This window comes from Pseudomonas cimarronensis, from assembly GCF_049331905.1.
Taxonomy (GTDB): Bacteria; Pseudomonadota; Gammaproteobacteria; order Pseudomonadales; family Pseudomonadaceae; genus Aquipseudomonas.
In genome coordinates this window covers 2,391,926-2,417,930 of record NZ_CP186283.1, presented here as the reverse complement: position 1 = coordinate 2,417,930, position 26,005 = coordinate 2,391,926, and the positions used below count along the sequence as shown (strand labels likewise).

Below are 26,005 nucleotides of genomic sequence, written 5' to 3'. Positions count from 1 at the left end.
GCCCCGAATGCAACACATAGGTTCGCCGAGCGGTCATAGCGCAGCGGCCAACCTGAAACAGCATCTGCGCAAGGTGCTGACGACTTGTGATACCTGCTGCTGCCGGCAGGTCTGTTAATGGAGATTCACCCCCTTATGTGGTTTCGTAACCTGCTGGTTTATCGCCTCACCCAGGACATCCCATTCGATGCCGAGGCCCTCGAAACGGCGCTATTAGCCAAACCGGCCCGCTCGTGCGCCAGCCAGGAACTCAGCACCTATGGCTTTATTGCGCCTTTCGGCAAAGGTCCTGATGCGCCCCTGGTGCACGCCAGCGGTGATTTCCTGCTGATTGCCGCCCGCAAGGAAGAACGCATCCTGCCCGGCAGCGTGGTACGCGATGCACTGAAGGACAAGGTCGACGAGATCGAAGCCGAGCAAATGCGCAAGGTCTACAAGAAGGAGCGCGACCAGCTCAAGGACGACATCGTGCAGACCTTCCTGCCAAGGGCCTTTATCCGCAAGTCCGCTACCTTCGCTGCTATTGCGCCAAAACAAGGCCTGATCCTGGTCGATTCGGCCAGCGCTAAGCGTGCCGAAGACCTGCTGTCGACTCTGCGTGAAGCCATCGGCTCGTTGCCGGTACGCCCACTGACCGTGAAGATCGCGCCCAGCGCCACCCTCACCGACTGGGTCAAGGTGCAGCAGGCGGCTCCGGACTTCCACGTACTGGACGAATGCGAACTGCGCGACACCCATGAAGACGGCGGTGTGGTGCGCTGCAAGCGTCAGGACCTGACCAGCGACGAGATCCAGCTGCACATGAGCGCTGGCAAGCAGGTCACGCAACTGTCCCTGGCCTGGCAGGACAAGCTGTCCTTCGTGCTTGACGACAAACTGGTGGTCAAGCGCCTGCGTTTCGAAGACCTGCTGCAGGATCAGGCCGAACAGGACGGTGGTGACGACGACCTCGGCCAGCAGGACGCCAGCTTCACCCTGATGATGCTGACCCTGGTGGACTTCCTCCCGGCACTGTTCGAAGCCCTGGGCGGCGAAGAGATTCCGCAAGGCATCTAAGCACCTGCGTGTAAGCGCAGAGGATGTGACCATTGATCCTCTGCGCTTGCCACAAACCAGCCAATGTGCAAAATACTGCACAGCGTGAGGACGACCTCACCACTCCACGAGTGACCATTTCGGGACGGCCCATCTGTACTGTTGATGGAGGTTTTTATGTCCTGGATCATTCTGCTGCTGGCTGGCCTGTTCGAAGTCGGCTGGGCCGTAGGCCTGAAGTACACCGACGGTTTTACCCGCCCGCTCCCCACCCTGCTCACCGTGACCGCCATGCTCATCAGCCTGGGCCTCCTCGGCCTGGCCATGAAGGAATTGCCACTGGGCACCGCCTATGCCATCTGGACCGGAGTCGGCGCAGTCGGCACGGTTATCGCCGGCATCATCCTGTTTGGTGAGGCCGTAACGTTTATGCGCCTTGCCAGTGTGACACTGATTGTTTGCGGCTTGCTCGGTCTGAAACTCAGCCACTGACAGCCACCAAACTAAAAAGCCGGTCAATCGACCGGCTTTTTAGTTTGGTGGCTGTCAGCTCTTATCCATCTGCCGCTGGCGACGCACCATATAACGCTCAACATAGGAGCACGACGGAATCACCGTGTAGCCCAGGCGCTCGGCATATTGCAGCGCATGCTCGGTCAGGGCCGCAGCGATACCGCGTCCACGCAACGAGTTAGGAACAAAAGTGCGATAGATATCCAGGGTCTGCTTGCCCAAATCCATGTATGCCAGGTACGCCCGATCACCATCCACTGTGGTTTCGAATTGATGACCTGTAAGGTCATGGTGAATGGACAACGCCTCGCTCATCGCAACTCCTCTGTTAACTCGCGCAACCCGCTATTGACCCATACCGCAACCAGGCTCAACACATTCTGCATCTATTAAGTTGTAGGCAATAATCAAGAGCTTATCAGGCCAAAACCGCTTAGGTCACGTGAATCAATGACTTAGACGGCATAAGTGCAACCCCGCACACGTTGGCCATCCGCTGATCAGCCAACGCAAAAACCGCAATTGACCTTACCCAGACATTTGCACATACAGACGCCTGCTAGCTTTAAGCGTTCAACAACCAATGCCGCAGCCCCGCCAGCGAAAAGATTGCACATAGAACTATGCAGACGCCATAGAACTGATTGTTTTTTAACCAAAAAATGCCCAATAACAGGGCAATTTCGCAGTAAACAGAAAAAAACCTTTGCGCCTTGCCTTGCCTCCGTTTACTTACTACAAGTTACAGGTAGTATGTACGCCGGCTAATTTCCTACCATCAGGAAATTGCTTTTATGGAAAAACTCCACCTCAAGGGGAACACGATGAACAACGTTCTGAAATTCTCTGCTCTGGCATTGGCCGCAGTTCTGGCTACCGGTTGCAGCAGCATGTCCAAAGAAACTGAAGCTCGTCTGACTGCAACTGAAGATGCAGCTGCTCGCGCTCAAGCCCGTGCCGACGAAGCCTACCGCAAGGCTGATGACGCTCTGGCTGCTGCTCAGAAGGCTCAGCAAACTGCTGACGAAGCCAACGAGCGCGCTCTGCGTATGCTGGAAAAAGCCAGCCGCAAGTAATAGCTCACAAGGCTATGACAAGCCGACCCAGTTTCTGGGTCGGCTTTTTTATTGCCTGCGATTCGGCGGGCAATAAAAAACCCGCCAGCGATAACGCATAGCGGGTTTTGTTGAGTGCAGTACGTACTTAAATTGCAGGATGGCTGGCGACCACGGCCTGATCAGGCTGGGCAATCTCAACTGGCAGGCCATCCTCGGCCGCCACGACCTCTCGCAGCATCTCCCAATCCAGACGCAAATCGGCAAACGCATCGTTTTTCAGCAGCGCATTAATCACAGCCGTGTGCTTATCGACAACCGAAGCACCTGCACCAGAATCATCCAGCGGCGCATGCGCTTCCAGATAGACCTTGCCGGCGCTGCGACCAAACTTGTAAGGCTCGTTGATGATGCGCACCGACGTGCCCACCGACACCATCGACGCCAGCTTCAAGACGTTGTGGTTAAGCATGCGGAAGCAGCCATGGCTAACGCGCATACCGATACCAAATTTCTTGTTCGAACCGTGAATCAGGTAACCCGGCACCGACAAGCCCAGCTTGTATGGCCCCAGCGGATTATTAGGGCCTGGCGGCACGTAAGCTGGCAACGGATCGCCATCGGCAGCATGCTCTTCACGAATCGACTTTGGCGGAGTCCAACCCGGATTCGGCGTTTTGGCGGTGATACGCGCATTGGCAACCGGCGAGCTCCAGCCCTCACGACCAATACCCAGAGGGTAGGTGTAAACCACATTACGACCTTTCGGGTAGTAGTACAGGCGATACTCGGCGAGGTTGATCACGATACCTTCACGCGGGCCCGGCGGCAGGATGTAACGCGTCGGCAGGATGATCTCGGTGCCTTCGCCCGGCAACCACGGATCAACACCCGGATTGGCCACCACCATTTCCAGATAACCCAGATCATTGGCCACACCCAAGTCGGCGAAGGTGTCTTCATACTTGGCCTTGACTACCCGAATCTCGCCAACCACATCGTCACCCGGCGGTGGCAATGGCAGCTCAAGGGCATTGGCAGACGCTACCGCGAAAACAGCAGCAAGTGGCAGGCAGCGGGTGACGGCAAGGGCACGCGACAACATCCGGTAATTCCTGACGAAAATGGTTGGTAAAAGTAAGAGGCGATTGTACACCGATTGATCAGCGCCTTGGAAAGCTCAACGCCCCGGCAATGCTGGGCGATCGCCGCGTTTCTGCGCCTCCAATGTGGCCCGGCACGCCGGACACAAGCGCTTGTCACGCAGCATGGTCTTGTCCAGATCACGCCACACCGGCTGTGCAGGGAGCAAGCCACCACACAATGTGCGGTCGGCAAACTCACCTAACTCAAGCTGACGCGCCAACAGATGCACGCGCACTTCGCGGCAGGCGAACAGGTCAAGCTGCTCGTCGGGCTCGATCAGTTGATAGGCGTGTAAGGACCAGGCAGGACGCGGCATTCAGGGCTCCAATGAGGGCCGCCACATTAGCCGAAAGGCACGACACAGAAAAGCCTGTCAGAGCAAAGGTTTCAGGATCGGCCAGACGTTTTCCAGCAGCTTGGGTTGTGCCTCAGCCGTGGGGTGAATGCCGTCGTTTTGCATCAGCGAAGGCACGCCACCAACGCCCTCCAGCACGAAAGGCACCAGGGCGGCATCATGCGCCTGCGCAACTTTGGGGAACACCTCAGCGAACGCCGTGGTATAGCGCACGCCATAATTAGGCGGTAGCTGCATGCCAAGGAGCAGCACCTTGGCACCCTTCTGCTGCGATGCCTGCACCATGGCCGCAAGGTTTTGTTGCAATCACTCTTGAAGGGCAGGAACCCAATAAACTCAAGGGTTCCAGACGATGACCACTCAGCAGCATGCCAAAAGCGTTAGAAATCTGTTAGAAAACGCCCCGCCCAAACTGGCCACCCAACTGGCTAAGCCTTGGCACTACAGACGCAATGGGCGCTATTACCTCCGCTTCCGCCCCAAAGGCCGACCGTTCGTCACCTTCACCCTATCTCTTCGTACTACAGACCGGACCACTGCAATGGAACTCTCGAAGGACATCCTCCGGGCTCTCGCCGTCTTTCACCTTGATCGACCTCAAGCGACCTGGGACGAGCTAAAGGCGCAGCTCATCGTGATCGCTGAGGAATGCCTATCGATGGCACACGGTGATGACTCGCTGGTGGCCTACCGCATGATCTATGACGAGATAAGGTCCGCACTTGCTCAAGGAAGCGCTAAGGCCCCCCTGAATGTGGACCAGCAGCGTGCAGTAGGTGTCGGCCAGCAGATACTCAAGGCCGCACAAGCTCGCCTAAGTGGTCAGCCGGATGAACTTGTTGGAATCATTGACCAGCTCAATGAAAGAGGCGTCAGTGATAGCCATACCCTTTCTTCCCCGTCCCTATCTGTAGGCCCCCACAAGGAACCGCTTAGTTGGGACTCGCTGTCTGACCTCTACATGGCCGAGCGTGGCATAAACCTCAAGGACAACACCCGGAAATCCATGCTGACCAACTTCAAGGTCATCAGTGAAGCCTTCGTGGCCATCGGCGTGCCTGACCTGAGGAAGCACACACGGGAAGACCTAACGGCTCTTCGGGCAAAGCTCCTTGAGGGTCGTGCAGAGTCCACCGTAAACAACTTGATTCAGAAGCTGACCACAGTGCTGACCTGGGCAGTCGATAACGACAAGCTGGCTAAGGCTTATGCATCGAAGCTGAAGATCACCAAGGACGCCGAGAGCAAGCGGGAAGCGTTCACACGGACCCAAGCGATTACCCTGATGGAGTACACCGGGACGCTGCCGACTGACTCCTGGGAACGCTGGGCGCTGTCCTTGGCGGTCATCACAGGGGCTCGTGTCGGAGAGATTGCCTACCTGACCAAGGCCGACATCAAACAGGTCGATGGGCTCTGGTGTATCGACATCAACGAAAACGATCCCGGCAAGTCGATCAAGAACAAACACAGCGCCCGTATGGTTCCGCTTGTAGATGGTGCCCTTGGGTTCGACCTTGGAGCATTCCTTCAGGCTGTCGAGGCTGACGCCCTGCCCTCTGCTCATGGCATTGCCCCTTGGAAAGCCAGCAAGGTGCTTAACCTGCGCATCCAGAAGGCCCTTGGGACTGTCGCTGGCGGTGACCAGACACTTCATTCCCTGAGGCACCACTTCGCGTCATCCATGCAAGCCGCTGGGGTTCCGGTAGCTTTCGCACAGGCGGTCACCGGGCACTCCTCGGGGACGATCACCTATGGCACCTATGGGTCAGGCATTCCGATTCAGAAGGCATACGAAGCGATTCAGCAGGCTCTTATGGGGGCAGCACAATGAATTCCCGAAAGAGCAGCGCGGTCCATCCTCTTGTGAATTTCAAGGGCCTACCGACCCGCGAGGAACTGGCACAAGCAAGAGCACTACTTGACGCCTATGAGCGGGAACTGAGGGACCAAGAAGATCAAGCGCTGCTGAACAGCATCGAAGCAGCACGGCAGGCTTGCCTAAAAAAAGCTAAACACTACCCATCCAAGCGGGCCGAGCACTTAAATATGGCCGGGAAATACGCAAAGGCCCTCAGCATCTTGGCGACTCCAGCAGCCCAATTTGTAGTCGCATGACATCTCAAGTGTCTCGACAACAGTTCGAGTAAACCGCTAAGAGCGCATACCAAAGGGGCGGGCCTTCACATAGAGCCGCCCCTAAGGCTTACCCTACTCAAGGCTTTACGGTGCTCAATAGTGGTTCCAGATGCGAGCATCTTTTTCATTTTCCCGAAGACGGCCCATCAGCTCTTCATAATGATCCTGCGAGATGTGCCCTGCCTGTCGAGCAGCTTGAATCTTCGCAGTTTCGTCAGCGAGCCGGCGCAATGCCCTGCCGAGCTGTACATCCTTACGCTTGCGGACAATCGAGGGGCGTTTATCCCACCAGCTCTCTTTGAGAATGCAGGCGAAGACTGCCAGAAGTATTAGCGCCGTTACCGTGTCGGGGGTGGAAAGCATCCTTGTCCTCATCCTTGTGTTATGCAGGCCGCGATTGCACGCAATGTTCCCAATTACTCTGCAACCTACTGCATCGAAAGGTGCACGGGAAGATAACGACCGACACCGCAAGCGGTATATCGAGGCGCGGCAGTTCGATGTTGACGCCGGCTGGCGAAGTCAATAGGATGCCGCCCCGCAACACGCTCTCGGCCTAATGTAAGCAGCACCCCTCACGCAACACCCAACGTAATGCAACGTAATGTAAAGCGCCCGAGCCTAAGGATTCATACCATAGGAGCTTTGCCATGCCCGCTGTATCGTTGGTCACCCGCAGTCCATTCGTGACGATCATCTCGTACTCATTCAGAAGTCTACTTCAGGCTGGAATGGGTCACTCGCTCTCGTATTTCCCGTCGACTTCTCCTGCTACGTGTTCGTCTCAGGCGAGCTGAAATAATCCAGGCGCTTTATCACGTCCCGAGCTACCTCGGTGTGGGCCCGTGCCTGTCCGCACTGATACACCAGAACCCCTCACTAAAAGGCCACGCCTGGGCTTACTCGCCACATCCCCACCACTTCCACTTAGGAGAAACCATGACCGCACCTATCCACATGAACCACATCAACGCTGTGAACCATGCACTGGGCTTGTTAAGCGAGCTGCGCCAAGTACTCGACTTTATCCGCGCTTCAACTGAACGCGAAGAACTTGCGGCTTCGGCACAAAACATCAAGGGACCTATGGCAGCACTGCGCGAGGAACTGGAAGACACCATTTCTTATCGCTCAGGGCAGAACCTGGTAGACCTTGCCGAGAATTTGGAGCGCACCCACGGCCAACCGGGGGTTACTGACAACGAGGCAATTTTCTCAATAAACGAGCTTCGCTATCAGGCATCTGGAGAGCCCCGCCTGCTCGAGAGAACCTATCGAGTACTGCATCAGGCATGGGAGGCATCCATCTTTCCCGAGCAGTTCAAACGACACTTGGAGGAGACGGGCTTAGCGACCTCTTTCGGCTGGCAAGTCGCGGAGGTGCTTATCGCAAACTTCCCCGAGGCCAAGGCGCGCTAAGCCGTTCTACGACAACCCAAGAGCAGACGCAGTGAAAGTCATAACAAGAACTTTCGGAGGCAAACCGCTGGTGATCCTGATTGGCCATGAGGACTTCGATTTGGTCTTCATCGTCAATCAAGTCGCAGAGGTATGCCACATAGACAGCCCCATGGCAGCCATCGCGCTAACCACAGAGGCCACAGGCGGATTCGGATTTTTCCAGCTGCGAGAAGTGCTGCATGCAGTTGAAAACCCGGAGCAGCTTGGCTCTTGGGGAGTTGAGCACATGGCTGGTGACACATGGCTGGCATCGACTGGTGCCGCCTACCGAATGCTTCTTCGCTACGACTCCCCTCTTGAGGATTTTTTCAAAAGATGGCTGATCGACGATGTTCTTCAGGAAATAAAAGAGACACCTGAGGCCCTCGAGCCCATCGACACCCACCCCGACGAGTTGACGCGATTACGCGCCACTGTTCGGAGCCTTGAAAGACGGCTTACTGCGTCCCTGACAAGGGAACGCCGCCTTCAACACGGGGTAGAGATGTTGGATAGAAAACTGACCAGTACGACCGGAGAGCTTTTAGCGCTTCGTAAGGGCTTCCCAATCATAGCTACTCCTGAAAGTTCATCCCCGTCGCTATTGGATCGTGCTCAGTCTGAGTTTGACGACCTTTCCTACGCCTGGAGGCGATCATTGCGGGGGGACGTAAGTGCGCTGGTAGGAGCGCAGTTGGATGAGCGCCTATATCGCTTACGCCTCGCCCACGACGAGAAACGCCGTAGCTAATCAGGGCGCTGCAAAACCCCTCACTGAAAGACACACAACGTCCTCAGGAGGAAAACCATGCAACAGCTCAACGACTACGCCAAGGTCAAAGCCGAGGGAGGTCCTTACGACTCACTGATTCAGACCGCAGCGGCAAACCACGGGGTCTCCTACGACCTCCTACACAAGCAGCTCTTTAAGGAATCCTCGTTCAACCCCAACGCGAAGAGCCCAACGGGTCCTCGTGGCATCGGGCAGTTCACTAAGGCCACTGGGCTTGCCTACGGCCTGGAACGGGATGAGGACTTCTACAACCCTGTGAAGTCCATCGACGCAGCCGCTCGGCACATGCGCGACAACATCAAGATTGCTGGGGGTGACGAACTCAAGGCCCTCCTTCTGTACAACCAAGGCGGGGGCCGAGTGGGCCGCAAGCAGCTCGAAGCGTATGACCGTGGGGATTTCTCCGGGGTCTCCGAGGAGGGCCTGGGCTACCTCCAGGCTCTTATGGATGTCACCAACACCGGCAAGAAGGCTGAGCTGGATGCCTTCGTAAAGCCAGACGGCGGGTTTGAGGCTCCCGCTGGTATTGAAGCAACGCCTAAGGCTGTCCCAGGGAATGTCCCCGACACCTTCGCCTCCTTCGACTTGGCCGGTAAGGACATCGCACCTAAGGCGACACCGTTTGCCCAGGAGCTTTACGAAACAACCGGGAAGACCAGCGATGAAGACCAAGGGTTCTTCGAGGGGGCTGGCAACAACGCCTCCGTGGAACTCAAGACCTCAGTGCTCGGCATGATGATTCGTGCAGTGAACGAGGCCCCACCCGAAGCTGACTTCGTGCAGACCTACACGGTGGTTCAGGACCTGTTCAACGATCCGTTCGACCTGGGCCGCCTGAGCGATTGGCAGGATGAGGACTACGACAAGCTGCGTTCCTCGGGCCTGGACCCTCAGTATTACGATGTGGTCCTCCGTGGCTATCGCCGCAACTTCGATCAGAACCTGGCTCTCGCTATGGAGAACCAGAAGATGGCAGAAAGTACCCAGGGTGATCGCATGGGTGCTGCCCTCGTGGGCGGCCTCGGTGCTGCACTGGGTGATCCCTATTCCCTTGTGAATCCCGCTAACGGTGCAGCGGGGAACCTGGGGGCTCGCCTGTTGGGTGGCGCGGTTGCCGGTGGTGCCATCGGTGGTCTCTCTGAACAAAGCGCCGCCAAGGTGTCTGGCCGTGAGGAGCACCTGGGGATGGCTATCGCTGGGGGCGCTGCCTTCGGCGGTACGCTCAATGGGCTCCTCGGGGCTCGTCCTAATAGCCGAGCATCGTGGGACCTACCGGATGACGACTTGGCTCCCGTGGATGCCGCTGAGTTTGCTCCGATTGACTTCATGGCCCCGCACGACCTCCAGTCCCTTCTAAATGGCACAACCCAACGCCTACAAAGCCGCGAACAAGCGCGCCTGAAGGGCCTGGATGAAGACCCCGCAGCAATGCCCTTCCGTGAAGGTGAAGAGGTCAAGCGAAGCGCCTCCGGGGATTATCTGGATGTCCCCTGGGACCCGGACGCAACTCGCACCCTGGACGGTTCAATCCACAGCGGTGGGAGTCCGATCAACCCGAAGACCATCGAGGAGTTCACTGAGCTGCATAAGGAGGATGACCGTGCAGCATGGGGCGTTCACCTCGGAGACATCACAGAGATCGGCCTACGCCTCGGCTCATCGGAGAACCCTGAAAGGCGCTCTCTGGCAGCGGACCTCTTCAGGTCCTCAACAGGCTATCAGGATGGCTCCAATGGGAAGTTCGGAGCGACCGCATCGGACATCTCGGAGCGCCTGCGTAGCCAGGATAACGTGGTTCACAACAAGCTGGCCGAGAGCTTCGATGAGGCCCTGAAGGACCCCTTCTGGCGTGGCCAGCGGATGTCCAAGGGTGCTAAGCACGAGCTGATCAGTCGGCGCGTAGTGGAAGCCCTGGAGTCCCAGCAACCAGCCAAGCTGTCGCCTCCAGAGATGAAGCTACTGGAAGAGCTGCGCACCCACATGAACCAAAAGTGGGACTACATCAGCAACCCTGCGCAGTTCGGAGACCTCCGGGCTAAGGCCATACTGGAGGACACTCGGCACTTCTCCACGTATTTCCCTCAACGGTACAGCACAGCAGCGAAGTCCCAGGCAATCCAGCGGTTCGGTGGTGAGGAAGGCTTGCAGCAGGCTATTGCCCACTCGTGGATGGCTTCCTATATGTCCCGCCCTCATGTTCGCCAGCGGGTGGACAAGATGATTCAGGAAGGCTTCGATAAGGCCAACAAGGGGAACCCAAAAGCCAAGCCGATGACCCCGGAGCAACTTCGGGAAGCCGTTGAGAAATACGCCAACGACAAGGCTTACGGCATCAGCAACTCCGACCGCTTCACGGCCAACTCGCTTGTAGAGGAGCACCTGAAGGACGGCGCTGGCCTGGAGAATAACGACTACCTCGAAGCGCGGAACCTGTTCGACTCCGATATGCAGGTCCAAGCGCCGGACGGTGGGATGTTCTCTGTGAACGACCTGAGGGACTTCAACCTCCTCCGGGTGGTCCCGCAGTACGACCGCAGGGTGAACGGTGACATCGCCATTATGGGAGGCACCGGGAAGTCCACGCAGGAGCTGAAGAACCTCGTCAACGGGATGCGCCAAAAGGCAGGCCCAGGTAAGGACACCCTGGAGACTGACGCTCTACTCGATGCGATCAAGATGTTCACCGGGCGTGCTCGTAGAGACCCTGATGGTGTCTGGGCGACCTTCGCCCGGTCCCTGAACGATGTCGGCTTTATGACGAAGAACGCCTACATGGGCGCTCAGAACATCACTGAGGCCGCTTCGTTGATCGTTAAGGGCCACCAGCGGATGCTCCTGAAGGGTGTCCCGTTGCTCAAGCAGTGGACCACGGCTAAGGCCAAGCTGGCACCCGAGGACATCAAGCAGATGCACGGCTTGCTGTTCGGTAAGGAACTGGACGATCTCATTCGGCCAGAGCGCCAGGACATCGTGGATAACCTTCGCCAGAACAGCAGCGAGATAGGCGCTCAGGTCGCAGGGAGCGTTAAGTACGCCACCCAGGAACTCTCGGCACGCTCACCGTTCACTTGGTTGCTCAGGGAATCCGGCAACTACCTAATGGATGCTGGCCGCCAGGGTGCCCTCGTGGACCTCATCGACCACACGTTGAACGGCAAGGTGACTGACCTGTTCAGCCCTGAGCGTCTGCGCTCTGCCTCGGTGTCCCCTGAGCAATTCAAGGGGATTCAGAACCTGATCAAGGCCCACTTCAAGCAGGACCGCAAGTCAGGCAAGTGGCGCATTCAGAACCCCGAAGGGCTGGCCTCGGATGTCCGCTCTATGGACCTCTACCGGCTCGGGGATCGTGTGGCTGATGAATCCATGCTGCGCCCCCACAAGATGTCCTTTGCGCCCTCCAAGCAATACGGGGCCGGCTGGGCGATGGCCCTTCAGTTCAAGATGTTTGTCCTGAGGAGTCTCAATGGCCGCATGGCCCGTGGCTGGATGGAGTCAACCCGCAATGGGCAAGTTCTCGATCAGACCATGCAAGTGCTTGTCTCGGTGGGTTTGGCCACAGCGTTCTATGCCGCAAGTGCCCATACGAAAGCCCTGGGACTGCCTGAACGAGCCCGTGAGAAGTATCTGGAGAAGGCCCTGAGCCCAAGCATGATGGCCTATGCGGCGATCTCAAGGAGTTCCCATGTGGGTGCTCCGCTGGGCGTGGCGAACTTCATCAGCGCACCTCTGGGGTTCGATCAGGCGGCCATGTTGCGGACCTCTATTCTCCCGCGAGAAAAGCGAGAGCAGCAGGCAGGCCGAGCGATCAAGTACAACCCGCTCCAGTCCGACCTCGTTAGCGGTTTCGTTGGCGGCGTAGCAGAGCAAATCCCAGCAGCTAACGTGGCAGCACATGGGGTCCAAGCTGGCTACTCAGCGATCAACCTTATGGGAGATCAACCCCGAGCCGACAAGCAGGGCCACATGACGGGGCTGTGGAATGCCCTTCGCCAATTCGTACCAAATGACCCGCTGAGTCAAAGCCTGATGCAACGTTTGGCTGAAGACCAGGGCGTAGACCGGGCTCGTTAAAAACCCTCACTTATAGGGGGGGTCCCTTAGGATACTTCTTAAAGTTCCTCTTCCTGCTTTCTCTTGGTGGCTCAGTGAGATGGTCGGTTCCTTCGTGGGCTGATCATCTTCATTGACCACTCCCCTCACCCATCGCTGGGTACTCCATCAACACAGTCTTTCCGATTGCTCCTCGTGCCGACTGCCAGTCCCATTGTCGTGGGTCTGTGTGCTGGCCGTTGGGAGCGAACTCGGGGATCAATCGAAAGGAAAAACGACACTATGAATATCGACAGCATGGACGCTAAACCGGCTGAACAGCTTCCTATTGTTATTGAGGGCCACGCCTTCAAGCCGAACACTGAGGGCCTGTGGTCTCTCACCGAGATCAACAAAGGTCTTCCCGAATTGACCAAGGCACCAGCTCAATGGCGTGGACGTGAGCGTGACTACTTTGAGCGATGTGCAGATTTGCATGTCGTCCATGGTGACCAGGGCGGAACATGGGCAACTGAACGCGCAACCATTGCCTACGCGATGGCGTGCTCCCTGGACTTCTTCGTCATGGTCGTGGACGCATTCGTGACAATGCGCAATGACGCCATCTTGTCCGCCCGTATGGCCTCCCTGGCATTAGTCGAGAGGGACCAGCTCCTGGCCGACAACATGCCCAAAGCGGATGCCTTCATGCGCAAGGCGGAAACGATTGGCCTCTCATGGTCGGAAGCATGCTGCGCCGCCGGGGTCCATTATCCTCGACTATCCAAGGACTACCTGCTCGCACAAGGCAAATTCACCAAGAAAGTTGCAGGCTCAATGGAGTCTTCAGGCCAACCAATTCCAAGAGCGGAGGGTTTTCAGAGAGGCTTCTTTAAGCGCTGCGAAACCACCTTCGGTAACCGAGACAGCTTCAGGGTGACTCCCAAGGGGCTTCTGTGGCTCCAAGGGAAAGCAAGGGAAATCAATGAAGCCATCCGCGCGCGGAAGCTTTTGCAATCTAAGTAGTAGCGGGGTAACTAATTACCTATAAGTAAACTGACGTTCAAACACTGCTTTTGAATTTAACTCTACCATGATTGCATCTTAAATAAGCGGCCCTGCTCATCCTCATCATGCAGCGTGAGGATGACTTCATCAGCACTAAAAACGGGAAGCTCCGCGCCGACTCGCAAAGGTAGGTCTGAGTCAATCAACGTAACTACAGGCTGTAGCCCAAGCTCGGCATAGCGGCGAATAACCACCAAAAGGTTTTCTTTCTTTCTATCATCCAGCGACTCAAACACGCCATCATGATAAACAAAGCGCGGGTATCTTTCATCAAGGTGAGCGCGTAAAACTGCCATGTCAAACGCAATGCATAGCAGCTTACGGTACGTAAAGCCAAGGTCAGCACTTGTTGCGTTCCCCGAGCCGTCAAGAATTTCAGCTTTAAACTCAAGGTGCCCAAGTTGATTCGGAGATACGCTTAAAAGAGCTTTCTGCCCAATAACTTCCTCGACTATTTCGTTGAAAAATAATCGGATTGCAGAAAAAAGACTATCTTGGTTCGAATTATTCTCTTCCACATCTGCTTCAATCTGAACCTGCAAATGACCGCACTCATCAGTCAGCGCTCGTATTTCAGACCTAAGGTCCTGCAAGCGATGTAAGAAGCCACGCTGACGTTCAAGGGATACAATATCAGCACGCAGAGTAACCATTTCATCAGAAACCTGCCTGTACTTGCTGAAAACATCAGACTCACTTAAAAATGAAAGCATGTCTGATCGTTTCTTGCCAAGCGATGTCAACTCTGAATTTACTTTTTTTAACTCAGCCTCAATTTCGGCTCGTTCTTCTTGCAAGTAGACACGACGCTCATCCGTAATTGCACGATTGAAAGCGATAAGCTGCTGAAAGTCTTTCTTGATTTGACCCTCAAAAAAAACACCGACCTCACCAAATAATCGCTGAGCCTCATCAGGACTGAAAAGAATCTGGTCTTCTTCAAGAGAGGCAAGAACTTTCTTCCTGTTCTGACTCAAAGAATATCTTTGCGAATTAAGAGTTGCTATCTGCTCATCAATATCATCAACGAGTACTTTAGTATGCGACTTGTCTTCAGATCTGAAGTCAAATGCGTCTAACAACTTTTGCTTTTTTTCTACCTCTTTTTGCTTTAACAGCAAAATACCTTCAACCTTGCTAATATCCTGAATGGTTCCACCAAGTTCATTCTTAATCGTCTGCGCAACAGATTCTTTCTCAGCGAGCTTTTCTTCCCTCTCGTAGTGCTGAGAAACCAGTTGCGCATTAAATCCGAGCAAGTGAGCAAGAAACGGCTTCCACTGTGCATGGGCCGCTGCAAACTTCCGCAATTGGAAAACATCGCGATAATCGTCTTGTGACCGCAGCAGATAGCCTAAGCCCTTCCGGTATGCCCAAGGCTTTACCTCTCTCCAGTCCAGAAGACCATCAAGAAGCTCGCGCGCGCGCTCAAAAGGAACATTCTGATGATCCCAACCTGATATAGAGAGCGAAGACAAATCTTGAAGGCCAGCCTCATGACGCTTAAAGCATATCTTTGTCGCATCCTCTATACTTCTGCGAATAGTTACAAAGGATGCATCTTCTAATTCGACTTCAAGAAAAAAAACAAAATCTTCAAATATTTCGTAATGCTTAAACAGGAAAAATTTAGGATCACGTTTTGAAAGGAACCCAAAGTCAATCAGCCTGCCCAAAGTGGTTTTACCCAAATTATGGGTATCTTTACCTCGATTCTCCGGCATGCGTATTTCAGCAATGACCACGTTTAAGCCTTGAGCAAAGTCTATCGGCTCAAACAAGTCCGGCTTATTTGAATATAACTTAGACAGCTTCATTAGGCCCCACATATTCAATTGCGTCGGTTTTTGGTCTGTACTCAACAAGCCCTAATAGATAAAGAAAATTTAAAGCAGGCAAAAAGAGCACATCACCACCAGCAACAACTTTCTTGGCATATTTACGTAAGCCCGCATACTCTTCTACACGGCGTGACTTTAGCCTCACAAGCAACAACAAAGAGACATTAATTAGAGTACGATCAGGATGTGAGTGCTTGGTCGGCCGTAGCATCATCCACCTCCCCAATATCGCAATTCCAGTACATGTAGAACAAAATAGCACGAGTTAATCTTTTATGAGCGCGCTGCCGCAATACAGGATCGCGACTAAACAGCAAGTCCACCAGATACTCCATAAGCTCATCAAAAGACTGGTAGTCTTTTCTCTTCGATATTATTTTTATTTGAAACTCGTCAACCACAGATTCATACATGTGAAGAATTTCCGAGTTCTCCGGCGCAGACAAAAATGCACGAATTTGGGCAGTTTCTTTGAGATACCGCTTTCTCTGCTCCTTGGCGTACTCAACACTCATATTATTGATGGCGTTCTTACGCTCATAAGTAACCCTTTCAACGGGCGGATCGTCAAGTAAAACACCAACACTTTCTTTGTGACGCGCAAGCGCTTGAACAACTTCAGCGAGATCATCGGGACTCACAATAAGTGGAGAGTCCACCGGATCAAGATCAGCCTCTCTTGCAACATCGGGAAATCTCTTCAGCCAAAGTTCGAGCTGTTCAATACCACACAGATAAATAGAAGTAACAGGTATATCGCATTGAGTAGAAATATAATTGCGAATTTCCGACTCTGCATTCCCAGAAAGACGACGATTGGAAAACAACATGTAATGATCGAGCTGCTTAGATTGACGCAAGCTAATTACACGAGGAATTTCTTTTGCCAGCACCGTGTTCTCTGCTGTAAGACTGAAAAAATCAGACTCAGAGAAACTTCTATTATAGCCGTTCGTGTGTTTCGCCTGAATAATTGTTGCACCATTCCACGGAGCAGACCTACTGGGGTGCAAATCAGCCAGACCTATAAATTTTGCATCACGACCACCATCTGGCCCTTTGGCAAAACCCTGAACTGATATACCTAACAATCGCTGACACAATAGAACAATCAGGGTTTCGAACTGGCTATCACTCATATCCTCGTAAGCAAACTTCATGGCGTCTCCAAACGCGCAGCGCACCAAGTCATTTCATCAGTCATTCGGAACCTCTTCCATGATAATTAAGCTCTGAAACTGACAGAAATGGCATAAGACTACAGCCTTCAAACACCTCTAAACTCTGCGGCGCGATTATATAGCCTCACGCGAAGACGGTCTGCTGGCTGATGAGAAAACTGGCCAAAAATCTGAGTCCCCTTATCAATAGGAAACTCAGTCCGTTTACCCCCATGCCCGCCCTCAACGATACGCCCGGAACACCCGTCCCAGAGCCATTGAGTGTTAGAAAGATGTTCAACGTTTGTTAGAAAAACCTGTTGACGCACTCAGGGAAGCACCCGCTAAGATGCCACCTCCTGACCTTCATTAGGACAGCATCAGAGCAAAGGTTTCAGGGTCGGCCAGACGTTATCCAGCAGCTTGGGCTGCGCCTCGGCAGTGGGGTGAATGCCATCGTTCTGCATCAGCGAAGGCACACCACCTACGCCCTCCAGCACGAAAGGCACCAGAGCGGCGTCATGCTCCTGCGCCACCTTGGGGAATACCTCAGCGAACGCAGTGGTGTAACGCACGCCGTAGTTCGGCGGTAGCTGCATGCCGAGGATCAGTACCTTGGCACCTTTTTGCTGCGATGCCTGAACCATGGCCGCAAGGTTTTGTTGCAATTGCGCAGGGGGCTGACCGCGCAGGCCATCGTTACCACCCAGCTCGATAATCACCAGTTCCGGTTGATGCTCTGCAAGCAGCGCCGGCAAGCGCGCAGCCCCGCCAGCACTGGTGTCGCCACTGATCGACGCATTGACCACCTGATGGTCAAAACCTTCCTCGGCCAGACGTTTTTCCAGCAAGGCGACCCAACCCTGGCGGGTATCCAGGCCAAAAGCCGCGCTGATACTATCGCCGACGACCAGTACGGTACCCGCGAACGCCGCAGGCCCCCATAGCAGCAGGCTCAGGGCAGTACCGATCAACCACGTACGCATTGGATTCTCCATGAGCTCAAGTATTCTCACCGCGCGAAACCTTAGCAAAGTGGTCCCCAGCACGGAAGGCGAACTCACCATACTCCATGATCTGTCGCTTGAACTGACTTCAGGTGACAGCCTGGCAATTGTCGGCAGCTCCGGCTCAGGCAAATCCACCCTGCTCGGTCTGCTCGCCGGGCTGGACCTGCCCAGCAGCGGCAGCGTGGTACTGGCCGGCAACGACCTGGCCTGTCTCGATGAAGATCAGCGCGCGCGTGTTCGCGCCGAGCACGTCGGTTTTGTCTTTCAGTCCTTCCAGTTGCTCGACAGCCTGAACGCCCTGGAAAACGTCATGCTGCCGCTGGAGCTTGAAGGCCATGCCGATGCCCGTCAGCGCGCACGCACCTTGCTCGAACGGGTCGGTCTGGGCCAACGCCTAACCCATTACCCACGCCAGCTCTCCGGCGGTGAGCAGCAACGCGTAGCCATCGCCCGAGCCTTTGCCGCCGAGCCTGCGGTGCTGTTTGCCGACGAGCCCACCGGCAACCTCGACAGCCACACCGGCGAGCGCATCAGCGACCTGCTGTTCGAACTGAACCAGGAGCGCGGCGCGACCCTGGTTCTGGTCACCCATGACGAGCGCCTGGCGCACCGCTGCCAACGCCTGATCCGCCTGGAAGGCGGCCACCTGGTCGACCACGTGGAACCCTGATGAAACAGCTGCCATTTACCCGCCTGCTCTCTCTCGCTAGCCGTCAGTTGCTGCGCGATGCCCGCGCCGGCGAGCTGCGCGTGCTGTTTTTCGCCCTACTGATTGCCGTCGCAGCGAGCACGGCCATCGGCTATTTCAGCGCACGCCTGAATGACGGCATGCTGCTGCGCGCCACCGAGTTTCTTGCTGCCGATCTACGCCTGACCGGCAGCTCGCCCAGCACGCCCGAACAGATCAGCACGGGAAAACAGCTGGGGCTGGAGCACGCCCAATTGGTCGAGTTCTCCAGCGTGGTCGCCAGCGATGCCGGCATCCAACTGGCCAGCATCAAGGCAGCTGACAGCGCCTACCCGCTACGCGGTGAACTGAAAAGTGCCGCTGCGCTATACGACGTTGAACAGGCCGGTGCTGGCCCACAACCCGGTGAGGCCTGGGCCGAAGCCCGTCTGTTTGTCGCCCTCAACCTCAAACCCGGCGACAGCGTAGAGGTCGGCGCCAAAACCCTGCGACTGACCCGCGTACTGACTTTTCTCCCCGATGAAGCCGGTGACTTTTACAGCCTGACCCCACATCTGCTGATGCACCTGGATGACCTCGCCGCCACCGGCGTAGTGCAACCCGGCAGCCGCGTGCGCTATCAGGAGTTGTGGCGCGGCGAAGCGGATGCCTTGGCGCAATATCGTCAGGGCGTCACCCTGGCGCCTAACCAGCGCCTGGAAGATGCCAAAGACGGCAACCGTCAGGTCGGCAGCGCCCTGGGCCGTGCCGAACGCTATTTGAACCTGGCTAGCCTGGCCGCCGTGCTGCTCGCTGGCGTTGCCGTGGCGTTGTCGGCGGCGCGCTTTGCCGCTCGCCGTTTTGATGCCAGCGCACTGTTGCGCTGCCTGGGATTATCACGCAATCAGGCGCTCGGCCTGTTCAGCCTGCAACTGGCACTGCTGGGCATTTCCGCCAGCCTGATCGGCGCAATGCTCGGCTGGCTGGCGCAACTGGCATTGTTCAATCTGCTACAAGACCTGCTACCTGCACAGATTCCACCTGGCAGCCTGTGGCCAGCGCTGGCCGGCATGGCTACAGGACTGGTCGCTCTCGCCGGCTTTGCCTTGCCGCCGCTGGCTGCACTGGGTCGCGTGCCGCCGCTGCGAGTATTGCGTCGCGATCTACTGCCGGTGCCGGCCAGTTCCTGGCTGGTGTATGGCGCAGCACTGTTGGCGTTGGGCCTGATCATGTGGCGCTTGAGCCTCGATCTACAGCTGACCTTTGCCCTGCTCGGTGGTGGTCTGGTTACCGCGCTGCTGCTCGGAGGCCTGTTGCTGCTCGGCCTGCAAAGCCTGCGTCGCCTGCTGGCTGGCGCATCGCTGCCCTGGCGCCTGGGGCTCGGCCAATTGCTGCGTCATCCACTGGCCGCTGCCGGGCAGTCACTGGCATTTGGCCTGATCATTTTGGCCATGGCGCTGATCGCCCTGCTGCGTGGCGAACTGCTCGACACCTGGCAGGATCAGCTACCCGAAAATGCGCCCAATCACTTCGCCCTGAATATCCTGCCAGCAGACAAGGACGCCTTCGCCGCTCGCCTTAATGAGCTATCACCGCATCCGGCGCCACTGTTCCCCGTCGTACCCGGGCGCCTGGTGATGATCAATGGCGAACCGGTGCGGCAGATTGTCAGCAAGGAGTCTCAGGGTGAACGGGCAATTCGCCGTGACCTGAGCCTGACCTGGGCTGCGGACCTGCCCGCGGATAACAACCTTATTGCTGGTAGCTGGTGGACGGATACCAGCAGCAGCGAATTACCGGGCGTATCGGTGGAATCCGAACTGGCCGAAAGCCTGAAGCTGAAACTCGGTGACCGCCTGAGCTTCAGCGTCGGCGGCCTTAATCGCGATGCGGTGGTCAGCAGCCTGCGTGAAGTGGACTGGAATAACTTTCAACCGAACTTCTACATGATCTTCCAGCCCGGCACCCTGCAGGATCTGCCGGTCACCTACCTGACCAGCTTCTACCTGCCGCCCAAACAGGAGCAGCAACTGGTTGAGCTATCGCGCGCCTTCCCGGCCGTAACCCTGCTGCAGGTCGAAGCCTTGCTCGCGCAACTGCGCAGCATCCTCGCCCAGGTCACCCTGGCCATCGAGTTTGTTCTGCTGTTCGTGCTCGCTGCGGGCCTTGCCGTGCTGTTCGCCGGACTGCAAGCCACCCTCGATGAACGCATTCGCCAGGGTGCACTGCTGCGTGCCCTGGGGGCTGAACGCAAGCTGCTGATCAAGGCGCGTCGTGCCGAATTCGGCCTGCTTGGCGCGTCCAGCGGCCTGCTGGCAGCCTTGGGTTGTGAGCTGATCAGCTTCCTGCTCTATCGCTTTGCCTTTGACCTCGTCTGGCAACCGCACCCCTGGCTGCTCTTGCTGCCGCTGATTGGCGCACTGCTGGTGGGTACGGCAGGCGTTCTCGGCACGCGCCGCGCCTTGAATATCAGCCCACTGACGGTGCTACGCGAGGGCTGATAAACTCGCGCAGCACTTTAGAACCTGTTCAAAGTCTTGCGAGCTAGAACCATGCAAGGCAAAAACAGGCGAGGAAGCGGAGTGTACTTTTGTACATGAGCATTCCGAGCCTGTTTTTAACGCAGCAGGGCCGAAGCGCAGCAGACATTGAATAGGTTCATATGAGTCGCTATCGCCCACCCCGCTCTGCCGGCACCCCCCTGATCACCCCCGAGGGCGAGGCCCGCATGCGTGCCGAACTGCATGAGCTGTGGCATGTACGCCGCCCTCAGGTTACCCAGTCGGTCAGTGAAGCCGCCGCCCAGGGCGACCGCTCGGAGAACGCCGAATACACCTACGGCAAGAAGATGCTGCGCGAGATCGACAGCCGCGTACGCTTTCTGACCAAGCGCCTGGAAAACCTCAAAGTCGTCAGCAGCCGCCCCAGCGATCCGGACAAGGTCTATTTCAGCGCCTGGGTCACCCTGGAAGACGAAGATGGGTTTGAAGCACGCTACCGCATCGTCGGCCCGGATGAGCTGGATCTGAAAAACAATCTGATCAGCATCGATTCTCCCTTAGCCCGCGCCCTGGTGGGCAAGAGCCTGGACGCCGAAGTACGGGTACAGACGCCAACCGGTGAGAAGACCTGGTACATCGTCGCCATCGACTACCCCTGACCGAGCCCCGCATGCCCACTCCAGAAGCCCCCACCCAGCACGCCAGCCTCGACTGGGATGAGCAGGGCCAACCGCTGTCCAGCCAGTTCGCCGATGTGTATTTTTCCAACGAGAACGCGCTGGCGGAAACCCGCTATGTGTTTCTCGCTAATAACCATCTGCCGGAGCGCTTCGCCACGCTGACGGCCGATCAGCAGCTGGTGATCGGTGAAACCGGCTTCGGCACCGGGCTGAACTTTCTCTGCACCTGGCAGCTGTTCGAACAGCACGCGGCAAGCGGAGCCCGCCTGCACTTTGTCAGCGTGGAAAAATACCCACTGAACAAGAACGATCTGCAGCGTGCCCTGGCGTTGTGGCCGGAGCTTGCGCCCTACGCCGAACAGCTGCTGGCGCAGTACGTGGCCCTACATCCGGGTTTTCAGCGCCTGGTATTCGCCGGCGGGCGTATCGTCCTGACCCTGTTGATTGGCGATGCACTGGAGCTATTCAGCCAACTGGATGCTCAAGTCGATGCCTGGTTTCTCGATGGCTTTGCTCCGGCGAAAAACCCGGACATGTGGACGCCGGAGCTGTTCGCCGAGCTGGCCCGACTGTCCCACGCCAGCACCACGCTGGGCACCTTTACCAGCACTGGCTATGTGCGTCGCCGGCTGAACGATGCCGGCTTCAAGATGAAACGCGTGCCGGGCCTGGGCAAGAAATGGGAAGTGCTCAAGGGCTGTTTTATCGGCGAGCCGAAGGCGGCAGAAAAGCCCTGGTTTGCTCGCCCACCGCAACCTGCCGGCGCCCGTACTGCATTGGTGATCGGCGCCGGTCTGGCCGGTTGCGCCACGGCCGCCAGCCTGGCTCTGCGCGGCTGGCAGGTCACGCTGCTGGAGCGGCATGCCGCCATCGCCCAGGAAGCCTCGGGCAACCCACAAGGCGTGCTGTATCTAAAGCTCTCGGCCCATCACACCACGCTGTCACGCCTGATCGTCAGCGGCTATGGCCATAGCCGCCGGCTGCTGGAACAACTGGATAAAGGTACTGACTGGGAAAACTGCGGCGTGCTGCAACTGGCTTTCGACGCCAAGGAAGCGCAGCGGCAGGCACAACTTGCAGCAGCCTTCCCGGCTGACTTGCTAACGAACCTGAACAAAAGCGCTGCCGAGACCAAGGCAGGTATCCCATTGCCGGCAGGTGGTTTGTTCTACCCCGAGGCAGGCTGGGTGCATCCGCCGGCGCTCTGTGCGCTGCTGAGCCAGCAGCCGAATATCCAGCTGCAACTGCATCAGGAGGCGCTGGAGCTGCGCCGTGACGGTGATCGCTGGCAGGCCTGGAATGGCGAACAACTGCTGGCCAGCGCCAGTGTGGTGGTACTGGCCAGCGCCGCCGAGATCAAGGGTTTTAGTCAGAGTGCAGGCCTGCCGCTTAAGCGCATCCGCGGGCAGATCAGTCGCTTGCCTGCCACAGCAGCCAGTCGCGCCTTGAACACCGTGGTATGCGCCGAAGGCTATGTCGCGCCGGCACGCCAGGATGAACACACTTTAGGCGCGAGTTTTGACTTCAACAGCGATGACTTATCGCTGAACAGCGCCGATCACGCGAGCAATCTGCAGCTACTGGAAGACATCTCACCTGAGCTTGCCAGCGCACTGAATGCGGCGGCACTCGCCCCCGAACACCTGCAGGGCCGCGCCGCGTTTCGCTGTACCAGCCCGGACTATTTGCCGATTGTTGGCCCGCTGGCCGACGCAATCGCCTTTGCAGAGGCTTATAGCGTGCTAAGCAAGGATGCCCGCCAGGTGCCGGATACCCCATGCCCCTGGCTGGATGGCCTGTATATCAACAGCGGCCACGGCTCACGCGGGCTGATCACCGCCCCGCTGTCGGGCGAACTGATCGCCGCCTGGCTCAACAACGAGCCGCTGCCGGTGCCCGCCGATGTGGCACAAGCCTGCCACCCCAACCGCTTCGCCTTGCGCGCGCTGATCCGCAACAAGGTTTAATGCAGCGCGCCTACCAACAGGCGCGCGCAAAGCTCAACCGCGCAGACTGAAACGCCAGGCACGGTGGATTTTTGCATTGCGGGCGAAGTCCGGATCGAGGGTCGAGGCGCTGATTTCTTCAACCTGATAACGCGCAGCCAGGCTCTCATCGAGCTCAAACTTGCGGAAGTTGTTGGAGAAATACAGCACACCACCCTTGGCCAGGCGCGCCATGGCCAGGTCGAGCAGCTGCACATGGTCGCGCTGCACGTCGAAGATGCCTTCCATGCGCTTGGAGTTGGAGAAGGTCGGCGGATCGATAAAGATCAGCTCGTATTCGCCACGGTCCTCGGCCAGCCAGGCCATCACATCACCCTGCTCCAGGCGGTTCTTGTCAGAGAAGCCATTGAGCGACAGATTACGCCGCGCCCAATCTAGATAGGTCTTCGACAGATCGACACTGGTGGTGCTACGCGCGCCGCCCTTGGCCGCATGCACAGTGGCCGTGGCGGTGTAGCAAAACAGGTTGAGGAAGCGTTTACCGGCGGCCTCTTTCTGAATACGCAGGCGCAGCGGACGGTGATCGAGGAACAGCCCGGTGTCCAGATAATCAGTAAGGTTGACCAGCAGCTTTACCCCGCCTTCGCTGACCTCGAGGAACTGCCCCTGGGTCGCCTGACGCTGGTACTGCTTGGTGCCGCTCTGGCGTTCGCGGCGCTTGATCACCACCTTGCTCTTGTCGACGCCCAGCGCCTGCGGAATCGCGGCAATAGCATCAAACATACGCGCCTTGGCTTTCTCCGGATCAATGGACTTGGGCGCGGCATATTCCTGCACGTGCACCCAATCACCATACAAATCCACCGCCATGGAATATTCCGGCATGTCGGCGTCGTATAGGCGGTAGCACTCAACGCCTTCCTTGCGCGCCCACTTGCCCAGCTGCTTGAGGTTCTTCTGCAGGCGGTTGGCAAACATCTGCCCGCCTTCACTCAGGCGTGCCTGCTCCACCACTGGCGCAGGAGCCGGCGCCGGTTTGATCGGGTTACCGTTCTTGTTGTACTGACGCTCTTGCGGCTCCAGCGGCGCCTTATCGGCCTCAGCCTGTTCCCGCTCGCGCTCACGCTGCTCGGGTGTACGGCGCTCGCCGGTGACGAACTGCTCGGGCTGCACCTTGATCAGCAGCAACTTGCACGGCAACGCGCCGTTCCAGAAAGCGTACTGCTTGTGGCTGCGAATGCCCATGCGCTTGCCCAGGTCTGGCGCGCCGGTAAATATCGCTGCCTCCCAGCCCATGCACGCCTGACGCAGACGCTCGCCGAGGTTCTGGTAGAGGTAGAGCAAGCTGGCTTCATCACCCAGGCGTTCACCGTAGGGTGGGTTACAGATCACCAAGCCTTTCTGATTCTGATCTGGACGCGGCTCGAAGGTCGCCACTTCGCCCTGATAAACCTTGATCCAATCGCCCATGCCAGCGCGTTCGATGTTGTTACGCGCCGGCTGGATCAGTCGTGGATCGGCTTCATAACCGCGAATCCACAGCGGTGGCTTGGCCATGCCGGCTGCGGCGCGCTCTTCGGCCTCGGCGTGCACCTTCTTCCACAAGGCCGGCACGTGGCCCAGCCATTTGCTGAAGCCCCATTGCTCACGGGTCATATTCGGCGCGATATCGGCGGCGATCATTGCTGCTTCAACGAGGAAGGTGCCGACACCGCACATCGGGTCGGCCAATGCACCGCCCTCGGCAGCGATGCGTGGCCAGCCGGCGCGGATCAATACGGCGGCTGCGAGGTTTTCCTTCAGTGGTGCGGCACCCTGCTGCAAGCGGTAACCGCGCTGGTGCAGGCTATGGCCGGAGAGGTCGATAGACAGAATCGCCTCGCCGCGATCCAGACGCAGGTGCACGCGCAGGTCCGGGTTGAGCTTGTCCACCGATGGCCGCGTGCCGTCTTTCAGGCGCAGCTTGTCGACGATGGCATCCTTGACCTTCAGCGCACCGAAATGGGTGTTGTCGATGCCCGAGCCGTTACCACTGAACTCCACGGCCAGACTACCGCTGGATTCCAGATGCTCGAACCAGTCGACTTCCAGAACGCCTTCGTAAAGGCTCTGAGCGTCCTGCACGCTGTAGCGCTTGAGCACCAACAGCACGCGGTTGGCCAGGCGCGACCACAGGCACAGGCGGTAGGCGGTTTCCATGTCGGCCATGCCACGAATGGCCGAGGTGTGCTCACGCGCCTCCTCAAGCCCGAGGCTGCTGGCTTCTTCGAGCAGCAGGCCTTCAAGGCCCTTGGGGCAGGTGAGGAAGAGTTCGTAACGATCCGACATGGGAGTTTCCAGTGCCTAAGGCAATCAACGGCGCGCAGACAAATCAGCACGGCCAAAATAAGTGACAAAGCGTCGCAGCGCGACCCTTCGTCGGAATAAACAACAGTCTCAATCGCAATTTATTCGCGATAGCAAAACACCAGCACACCCGACGCATACGCCCACAGCATAGGCGCTGCAGCGAAAAATCCGGGCACTTGCCATAACGCCTTATGGCCCGACCCTCAAAAAGGTTACGGCCTTATGACGAAACGGTCATTCACAGGCTCCCGCGCATTCGTTAGAAATCTACCTAGGCC

The 26,005-nt window shown here is 57.2% G+C and carries 22 protein-coding genes and 1 pseudogene; 13 read left to right on the top strand and 10 right to left on the bottom strand.

Annotation, left to right across the window (positions count from 1 at the left end; translation table 11 throughout):
• The first annotated feature begins 135 nt into the window (after positions 1-135).
• Together rdgC and sugE are read left to right on the top strand one after the other, a co-directional pair.
• Positions 136-1,056: a recombination-associated protein RdgC gene (gene rdgC / locus ACOCLD_RS11320; protein WP_422909220.1), complete on the top strand. Its 921-nt coding sequence runs from the start codon at positions 136-138 to the stop codon at positions 1,054-1,056.
• Between the two features lie 156 nt (positions 1,057-1,212).
• Entirely contained in the window at positions 1,213-1,527 is a 315-nt protein-coding gene (gene sugE / locus ACOCLD_RS11315; RefSeq protein WP_422909219.1) for a quaternary ammonium compound efflux SMR transporter SugE, read from the top strand.
• A 54-nt stretch (positions 1,528-1,581) separates the two neighbouring features.
• Here sugE and ACOCLD_RS11310 read toward each other — a convergent pair whose 3' ends face one another.
• A complete protein-coding gene (locus ACOCLD_RS11310; RefSeq protein ID WP_422909218.1) occupies positions 1,582-1,863 on the bottom strand; it encodes a GNAT family N-acetyltransferase in 282 nt (93 codons plus the stop codon).
• A gap of 509 nt (positions 1,864-2,372) precedes the next feature.
• On the opposite strand from ACOCLD_RS11310, the gene oprI reads away from it, so the two are divergent.
• Positions 2,373-2,624 (top strand): outer membrane lipoprotei OprI, encoded by a 252-nt coding sequence (oprI, locus tag ACOCLD_RS11305; protein WP_257779487.1) that lies wholly within the window; start codon positions 2,373-2,375, stop codon positions 2,622-2,624.
• A gap of 127 nt (positions 2,625-2,751) precedes the next feature.
• Here oprI and ACOCLD_RS11300 read toward each other — a convergent pair whose 3' ends face one another.
• From ACOCLD_RS11300 to ACOCLD_RS11290, 3 genes and pseudogenes are all read right to left on the bottom strand, one after another.
• Positions 2,752-3,708: a L,D-transpeptidase family protein gene (locus ACOCLD_RS11300; RefSeq protein ID WP_422909217.1), complete on the bottom strand. Its 957-nt coding sequence runs from the start codon at positions 3,706-3,708 to the stop codon at positions 2,752-2,754.
• Positions 3,709-3,783: 75 nt separating this feature from the next.
• Positions 3,784-4,065, bottom strand: coding sequence for a hypothetical protein (locus ACOCLD_RS11295; protein ID WP_422909216.1), 282 nt, complete (start codon positions 4,063-4,065; stop codon positions 3,784-3,786).
• A gap of 57 nt (positions 4,066-4,122) precedes the next feature.
• Positions 4,123-4,410, bottom strand: a pseudogene (locus ACOCLD_RS11290) (arylesterase); the annotation flags it as partial.
• Between the two features lie 46 nt (positions 4,411-4,456).
• Here ACOCLD_RS11290 and ACOCLD_RS11285 point away from each other — a divergent pair.
• Positions 4,457-5,938 (top strand): site-specific integrase, encoded by a 1,482-nt coding sequence (locus ACOCLD_RS11285; RefSeq protein ID WP_422909215.1) that lies wholly within the window; start codon positions 4,457-4,459, stop codon positions 5,936-5,938.
• A complete protein-coding gene (locus tag ACOCLD_RS11280) occupies positions 5,935-6,222 on the top strand; it encodes a hypothetical protein (protein ID WP_422909214.1) in 288 nt (95 codons plus the stop codon). The genes ACOCLD_RS11285 and ACOCLD_RS11280 overlap by 4 nt, the downstream gene beginning before the upstream one ends.
• Positions 6,223-6,336: 114 nt before the next feature.
• On the opposite strand, the gene ACOCLD_RS11275 is transcribed toward ACOCLD_RS11280, so the two are convergent.
• On the bottom strand, positions 6,337-6,606 hold the full coding sequence (locus tag ACOCLD_RS11275) for a hypothetical protein (RefSeq protein ID WP_397493179.1): 270 nt from the start codon (positions 6,604-6,606) through the stop codon (positions 6,337-6,339).
• Positions 6,607-7,182: 576 nt separating this feature from the next.
• Here ACOCLD_RS11275 and ACOCLD_RS11270 point away from each other — a divergent pair.
• The 4 genes from ACOCLD_RS11270 to ACOCLD_RS11255 all read left to right on the top strand — a co-directional run bounded on the left by ACOCLD_RS11270 (position 7,183) and on the right by ACOCLD_RS11255 (position 13,531).
• Positions 7,183-7,662 (top strand): hypothetical protein, encoded by a 480-nt coding sequence (locus tag ACOCLD_RS11270; protein WP_422909213.1) that lies wholly within the window; start codon positions 7,183-7,185, stop codon positions 7,660-7,662.
• Positions 7,663-7,693: 31 nt separating this feature from the next.
• Positions 7,694-8,434 (top strand): hypothetical protein, encoded by a 741-nt coding sequence (locus ACOCLD_RS11265; protein WP_422909212.1) that lies wholly within the window; start codon positions 7,694-7,696, stop codon positions 8,432-8,434.
• Between the two features lie 57 nt (positions 8,435-8,491).
• Complete coding sequence (locus ACOCLD_RS11260) at positions 8,492-12,547, top strand: transglycosylase SLT domain-containing protein (RefSeq protein WP_422909211.1); 4,056 nt, start codon at positions 8,492-8,494, stop codon at positions 12,545-12,547.
• Between the two features lie 261 nt (positions 12,548-12,808).
• Complete coding sequence (locus tag ACOCLD_RS11255; RefSeq protein WP_422909210.1) at positions 12,809-13,531, top strand: hypothetical protein; 723 nt, start codon at positions 12,809-12,811, stop codon at positions 13,529-13,531.
• 62 nt (positions 13,532-13,593) lie between these two features.
• On the opposite strand, the gene ACOCLD_RS11250 is transcribed toward ACOCLD_RS11255, so the two are convergent.
• From ACOCLD_RS11250 to ACOCLD_RS11235, 4 genes are all read right to left on the bottom strand, one after another.
• Positions 13,594-15,390: a DUF2326 domain-containing protein gene (locus ACOCLD_RS11250; RefSeq protein WP_422909209.1), complete on the bottom strand. Its 1,797-nt coding sequence runs from the start codon at positions 15,388-15,390 to the stop codon at positions 13,594-13,596.
• On the bottom strand, positions 15,377-15,625 hold the full coding sequence (locus ACOCLD_RS11245) for an ABC-three component system middle component 8 (RefSeq protein WP_422909208.1): 249 nt from the start codon (positions 15,623-15,625) through the stop codon (positions 15,377-15,379). The genes ACOCLD_RS11250 and ACOCLD_RS11245 overlap by 14 nt, the downstream gene beginning before the upstream one ends.
• Positions 15,594-16,574: an ABC-three component system protein gene (locus ACOCLD_RS11240; protein ID WP_422909207.1), complete on the bottom strand. Its 981-nt coding sequence runs from the start codon at positions 16,572-16,574 to the stop codon at positions 15,594-15,596. The genes ACOCLD_RS11245 and ACOCLD_RS11240 overlap by 32 nt, the downstream gene beginning before the upstream one ends.
• Positions 16,575-16,954: 380 nt before the next feature.
• A complete protein-coding gene (locus ACOCLD_RS11235; protein WP_422909206.1) occupies positions 16,955-17,560 on the bottom strand; it encodes an arylesterase in 606 nt (201 codons plus the stop codon).
• 10 nt (positions 17,561-17,570) lie between these two features.
• Between ACOCLD_RS11235 and ACOCLD_RS11230 the strand changes: the two genes are divergently transcribed.
• The 4 genes from ACOCLD_RS11230 to mnmC all read left to right on the top strand — a co-directional run bounded on the left by ACOCLD_RS11230 (position 17,571) and on the right by mnmC (position 23,399).
• Positions 17,571-18,254 carry an ABC transporter ATP-binding protein gene (locus tag ACOCLD_RS11230; RefSeq protein WP_257779480.1) on the top strand — a complete coding sequence of 228 codons (684 nt, stop codon included), beginning with the start codon at positions 17,571-17,573 and terminating at the stop codon, positions 18,252-18,254.
• Positions 18,254-20,752: an ABC transporter permease gene (locus ACOCLD_RS11225; RefSeq protein ID WP_422909205.1), complete on the top strand. Its 2,499-nt coding sequence runs from the start codon at positions 18,254-18,256 to the stop codon at positions 20,750-20,752. The genes ACOCLD_RS11230 and ACOCLD_RS11225 overlap by 1 nt, the downstream gene beginning before the upstream one ends.
• 161 nt (positions 20,753-20,913) lie before the next feature.
• Positions 20,914-21,411, top strand: a complete 498-nt coding sequence (gene greB, locus ACOCLD_RS11220) for a transcription elongation factor GreB (protein WP_422909204.1) — start codon at positions 20,914-20,916, stop codon at positions 21,409-21,411.
• An 11-nt stretch (positions 21,412-21,422) separates the two neighbouring features.
• The gene (gene mnmC / locus ACOCLD_RS11215) at positions 21,423-23,399 is read left to right on the top strand and encodes a bifunctional tRNA (5-methylaminomethyl-2-thiouridine)(34)-methyltransferase MnmD/FAD-dependent 5-carboxymethylaminomethyl-2-thiouridine(34) oxidoreductase MnmC (protein ID WP_422909203.1); all 1,977 of its coding nucleotides are present in this window, start codon (positions 21,423-21,425) and stop codon (positions 23,397-23,399) included.
• Between the two features lie 33 nt (positions 23,400-23,432).
• Here mnmC and rlmKL read toward each other — a convergent pair whose 3' ends face one another.
• Positions 23,433-25,706 carry a bifunctional 23S rRNA (guanine(2069)-N(7))-methyltransferase RlmK/23S rRNA (guanine(2445)-N(2))-methyltransferase RlmL gene (gene rlmKL, locus ACOCLD_RS11210; RefSeq protein WP_422909202.1) on the bottom strand — a complete coding sequence of 758 codons (2,274 nt, stop codon included), beginning with the start codon at positions 25,704-25,706 and terminating at the stop codon, positions 23,433-23,435.
• Between the last annotated feature and the right edge of the window lie 299 nt (positions 25,707-26,005).

Bases quoted from the DNA above. Each gene is read 5' to 3' on its own strand.
- ACOCLD_RS11240 (WP_422909207.1), bottom strand. From the start codon at position 16,574: ATGAAGTTTGCTTACGAGGATATGAGTGATAGCCAGTTCGAAACCCTG.
- ACOCLD_RS11270 (WP_422909213.1), top strand. From the start codon at position 7,183: ATGACCGCACCTATCCACATGAACCACATCAACGCTGTGAACCATGCA.
- ACOCLD_RS11250 (WP_422909209.1), bottom strand. From the start codon at position 15,390: ATGAAGCTGTCTAAGTTATATTCAAATAAGCCGGACTTGTTTGAGCCG.
- ACOCLD_RS11300 (WP_422909217.1), bottom strand. From the start codon at position 3,708: ATGTTGTCGCGTGCCCTTGCCGTCACCCGCTGCCTGCCACTTGCTGCT.
- greB (WP_422909204.1), top strand. From the start codon at position 20,914: ATGAGTCGCTATCGCCCACCCCGCTCTGCCGGCACCCCCCTGATCACC.
- ACOCLD_RS11245 (WP_422909208.1), bottom strand. From the start codon at position 15,625: ATGCTACGGCCGACCAAGCACTCACATCCTGATCGTACTCTAATTAAT.
- rlmKL (WP_422909202.1), bottom strand. From the start codon at position 25,706: ATGTCGGATCGTTACGAACTCTTCCTCACCTGCCCCAAGGGCCTTGAA.
- ACOCLD_RS11285 (WP_422909215.1), top strand. From the start codon at position 4,457: ATGACCACTCAGCAGCATGCCAAAAGCGTTAGAAATCTGTTAGAAAAC.
- sugE (WP_422909219.1), top strand. From the start codon at position 1,213: ATGTCCTGGATCATTCTGCTGCTGGCTGGCCTGTTCGAAGTCGGCTGG.
- ACOCLD_RS11255 (WP_422909210.1), top strand. From the start codon at position 12,809: ATGAATATCGACAGCATGGACGCTAAACCGGCTGAACAGCTTCCTATT.
- ACOCLD_RS11225 (WP_422909205.1), top strand. From the start codon at position 18,254: ATGAAACAGCTGCCATTTACCCGCCTGCTCTCTCTCGCTAGCCGTCAG.
- ACOCLD_RS11230 (WP_257779480.1), top strand. From the start codon at position 17,571: ATGAGCTCAAGTATTCTCACCGCGCGAAACCTTAGCAAAGTGGTCCCC.
- ACOCLD_RS11260 (WP_422909211.1), top strand. From the start codon at position 8,492: ATGCAACAGCTCAACGACTACGCCAAGGTCAAAGCCGAGGGAGGTCCT.
- mnmC (WP_422909203.1), top strand. From the start codon at position 21,423: ATGCCCACTCCAGAAGCCCCCACCCAGCACGCCAGCCTCGACTGGGAT.
- ACOCLD_RS11235 (WP_422909206.1), bottom strand. From the start codon at position 17,560: ATGCGTACGTGGTTGATCGGTACTGCCCTGAGCCTGCTGCTATGGGGG.
- ACOCLD_RS11275 (WP_397493179.1), bottom strand. From the start codon at position 6,606: ATGCTTTCCACCCCCGACACGGTAACGGCGCTAATACTTCTGGCAGTC.
- rdgC (WP_422909220.1), top strand. From the start codon at position 136: ATGTGGTTTCGTAACCTGCTGGTTTATCGCCTCACCCAGGACATCCCA.
- oprI (WP_257779487.1), top strand. From the start codon at position 2,373: ATGAACAACGTTCTGAAATTCTCTGCTCTGGCATTGGCCGCAGTTCTG.
- ACOCLD_RS11310 (WP_422909218.1), bottom strand. From the start codon at position 1,863: ATGAGCGAGGCGTTGTCCATTCACCATGACCTTACAGGTCATCAATTC.
- ACOCLD_RS11295 (WP_422909216.1), bottom strand. From the start codon at position 4,065: ATGCCGCGTCCTGCCTGGTCCTTACACGCCTATCAACTGATCGAGCCC.
- ACOCLD_RS11280 (WP_422909214.1), top strand. From the start codon at position 5,935: ATGAATTCCCGAAAGAGCAGCGCGGTCCATCCTCTTGTGAATTTCAAG.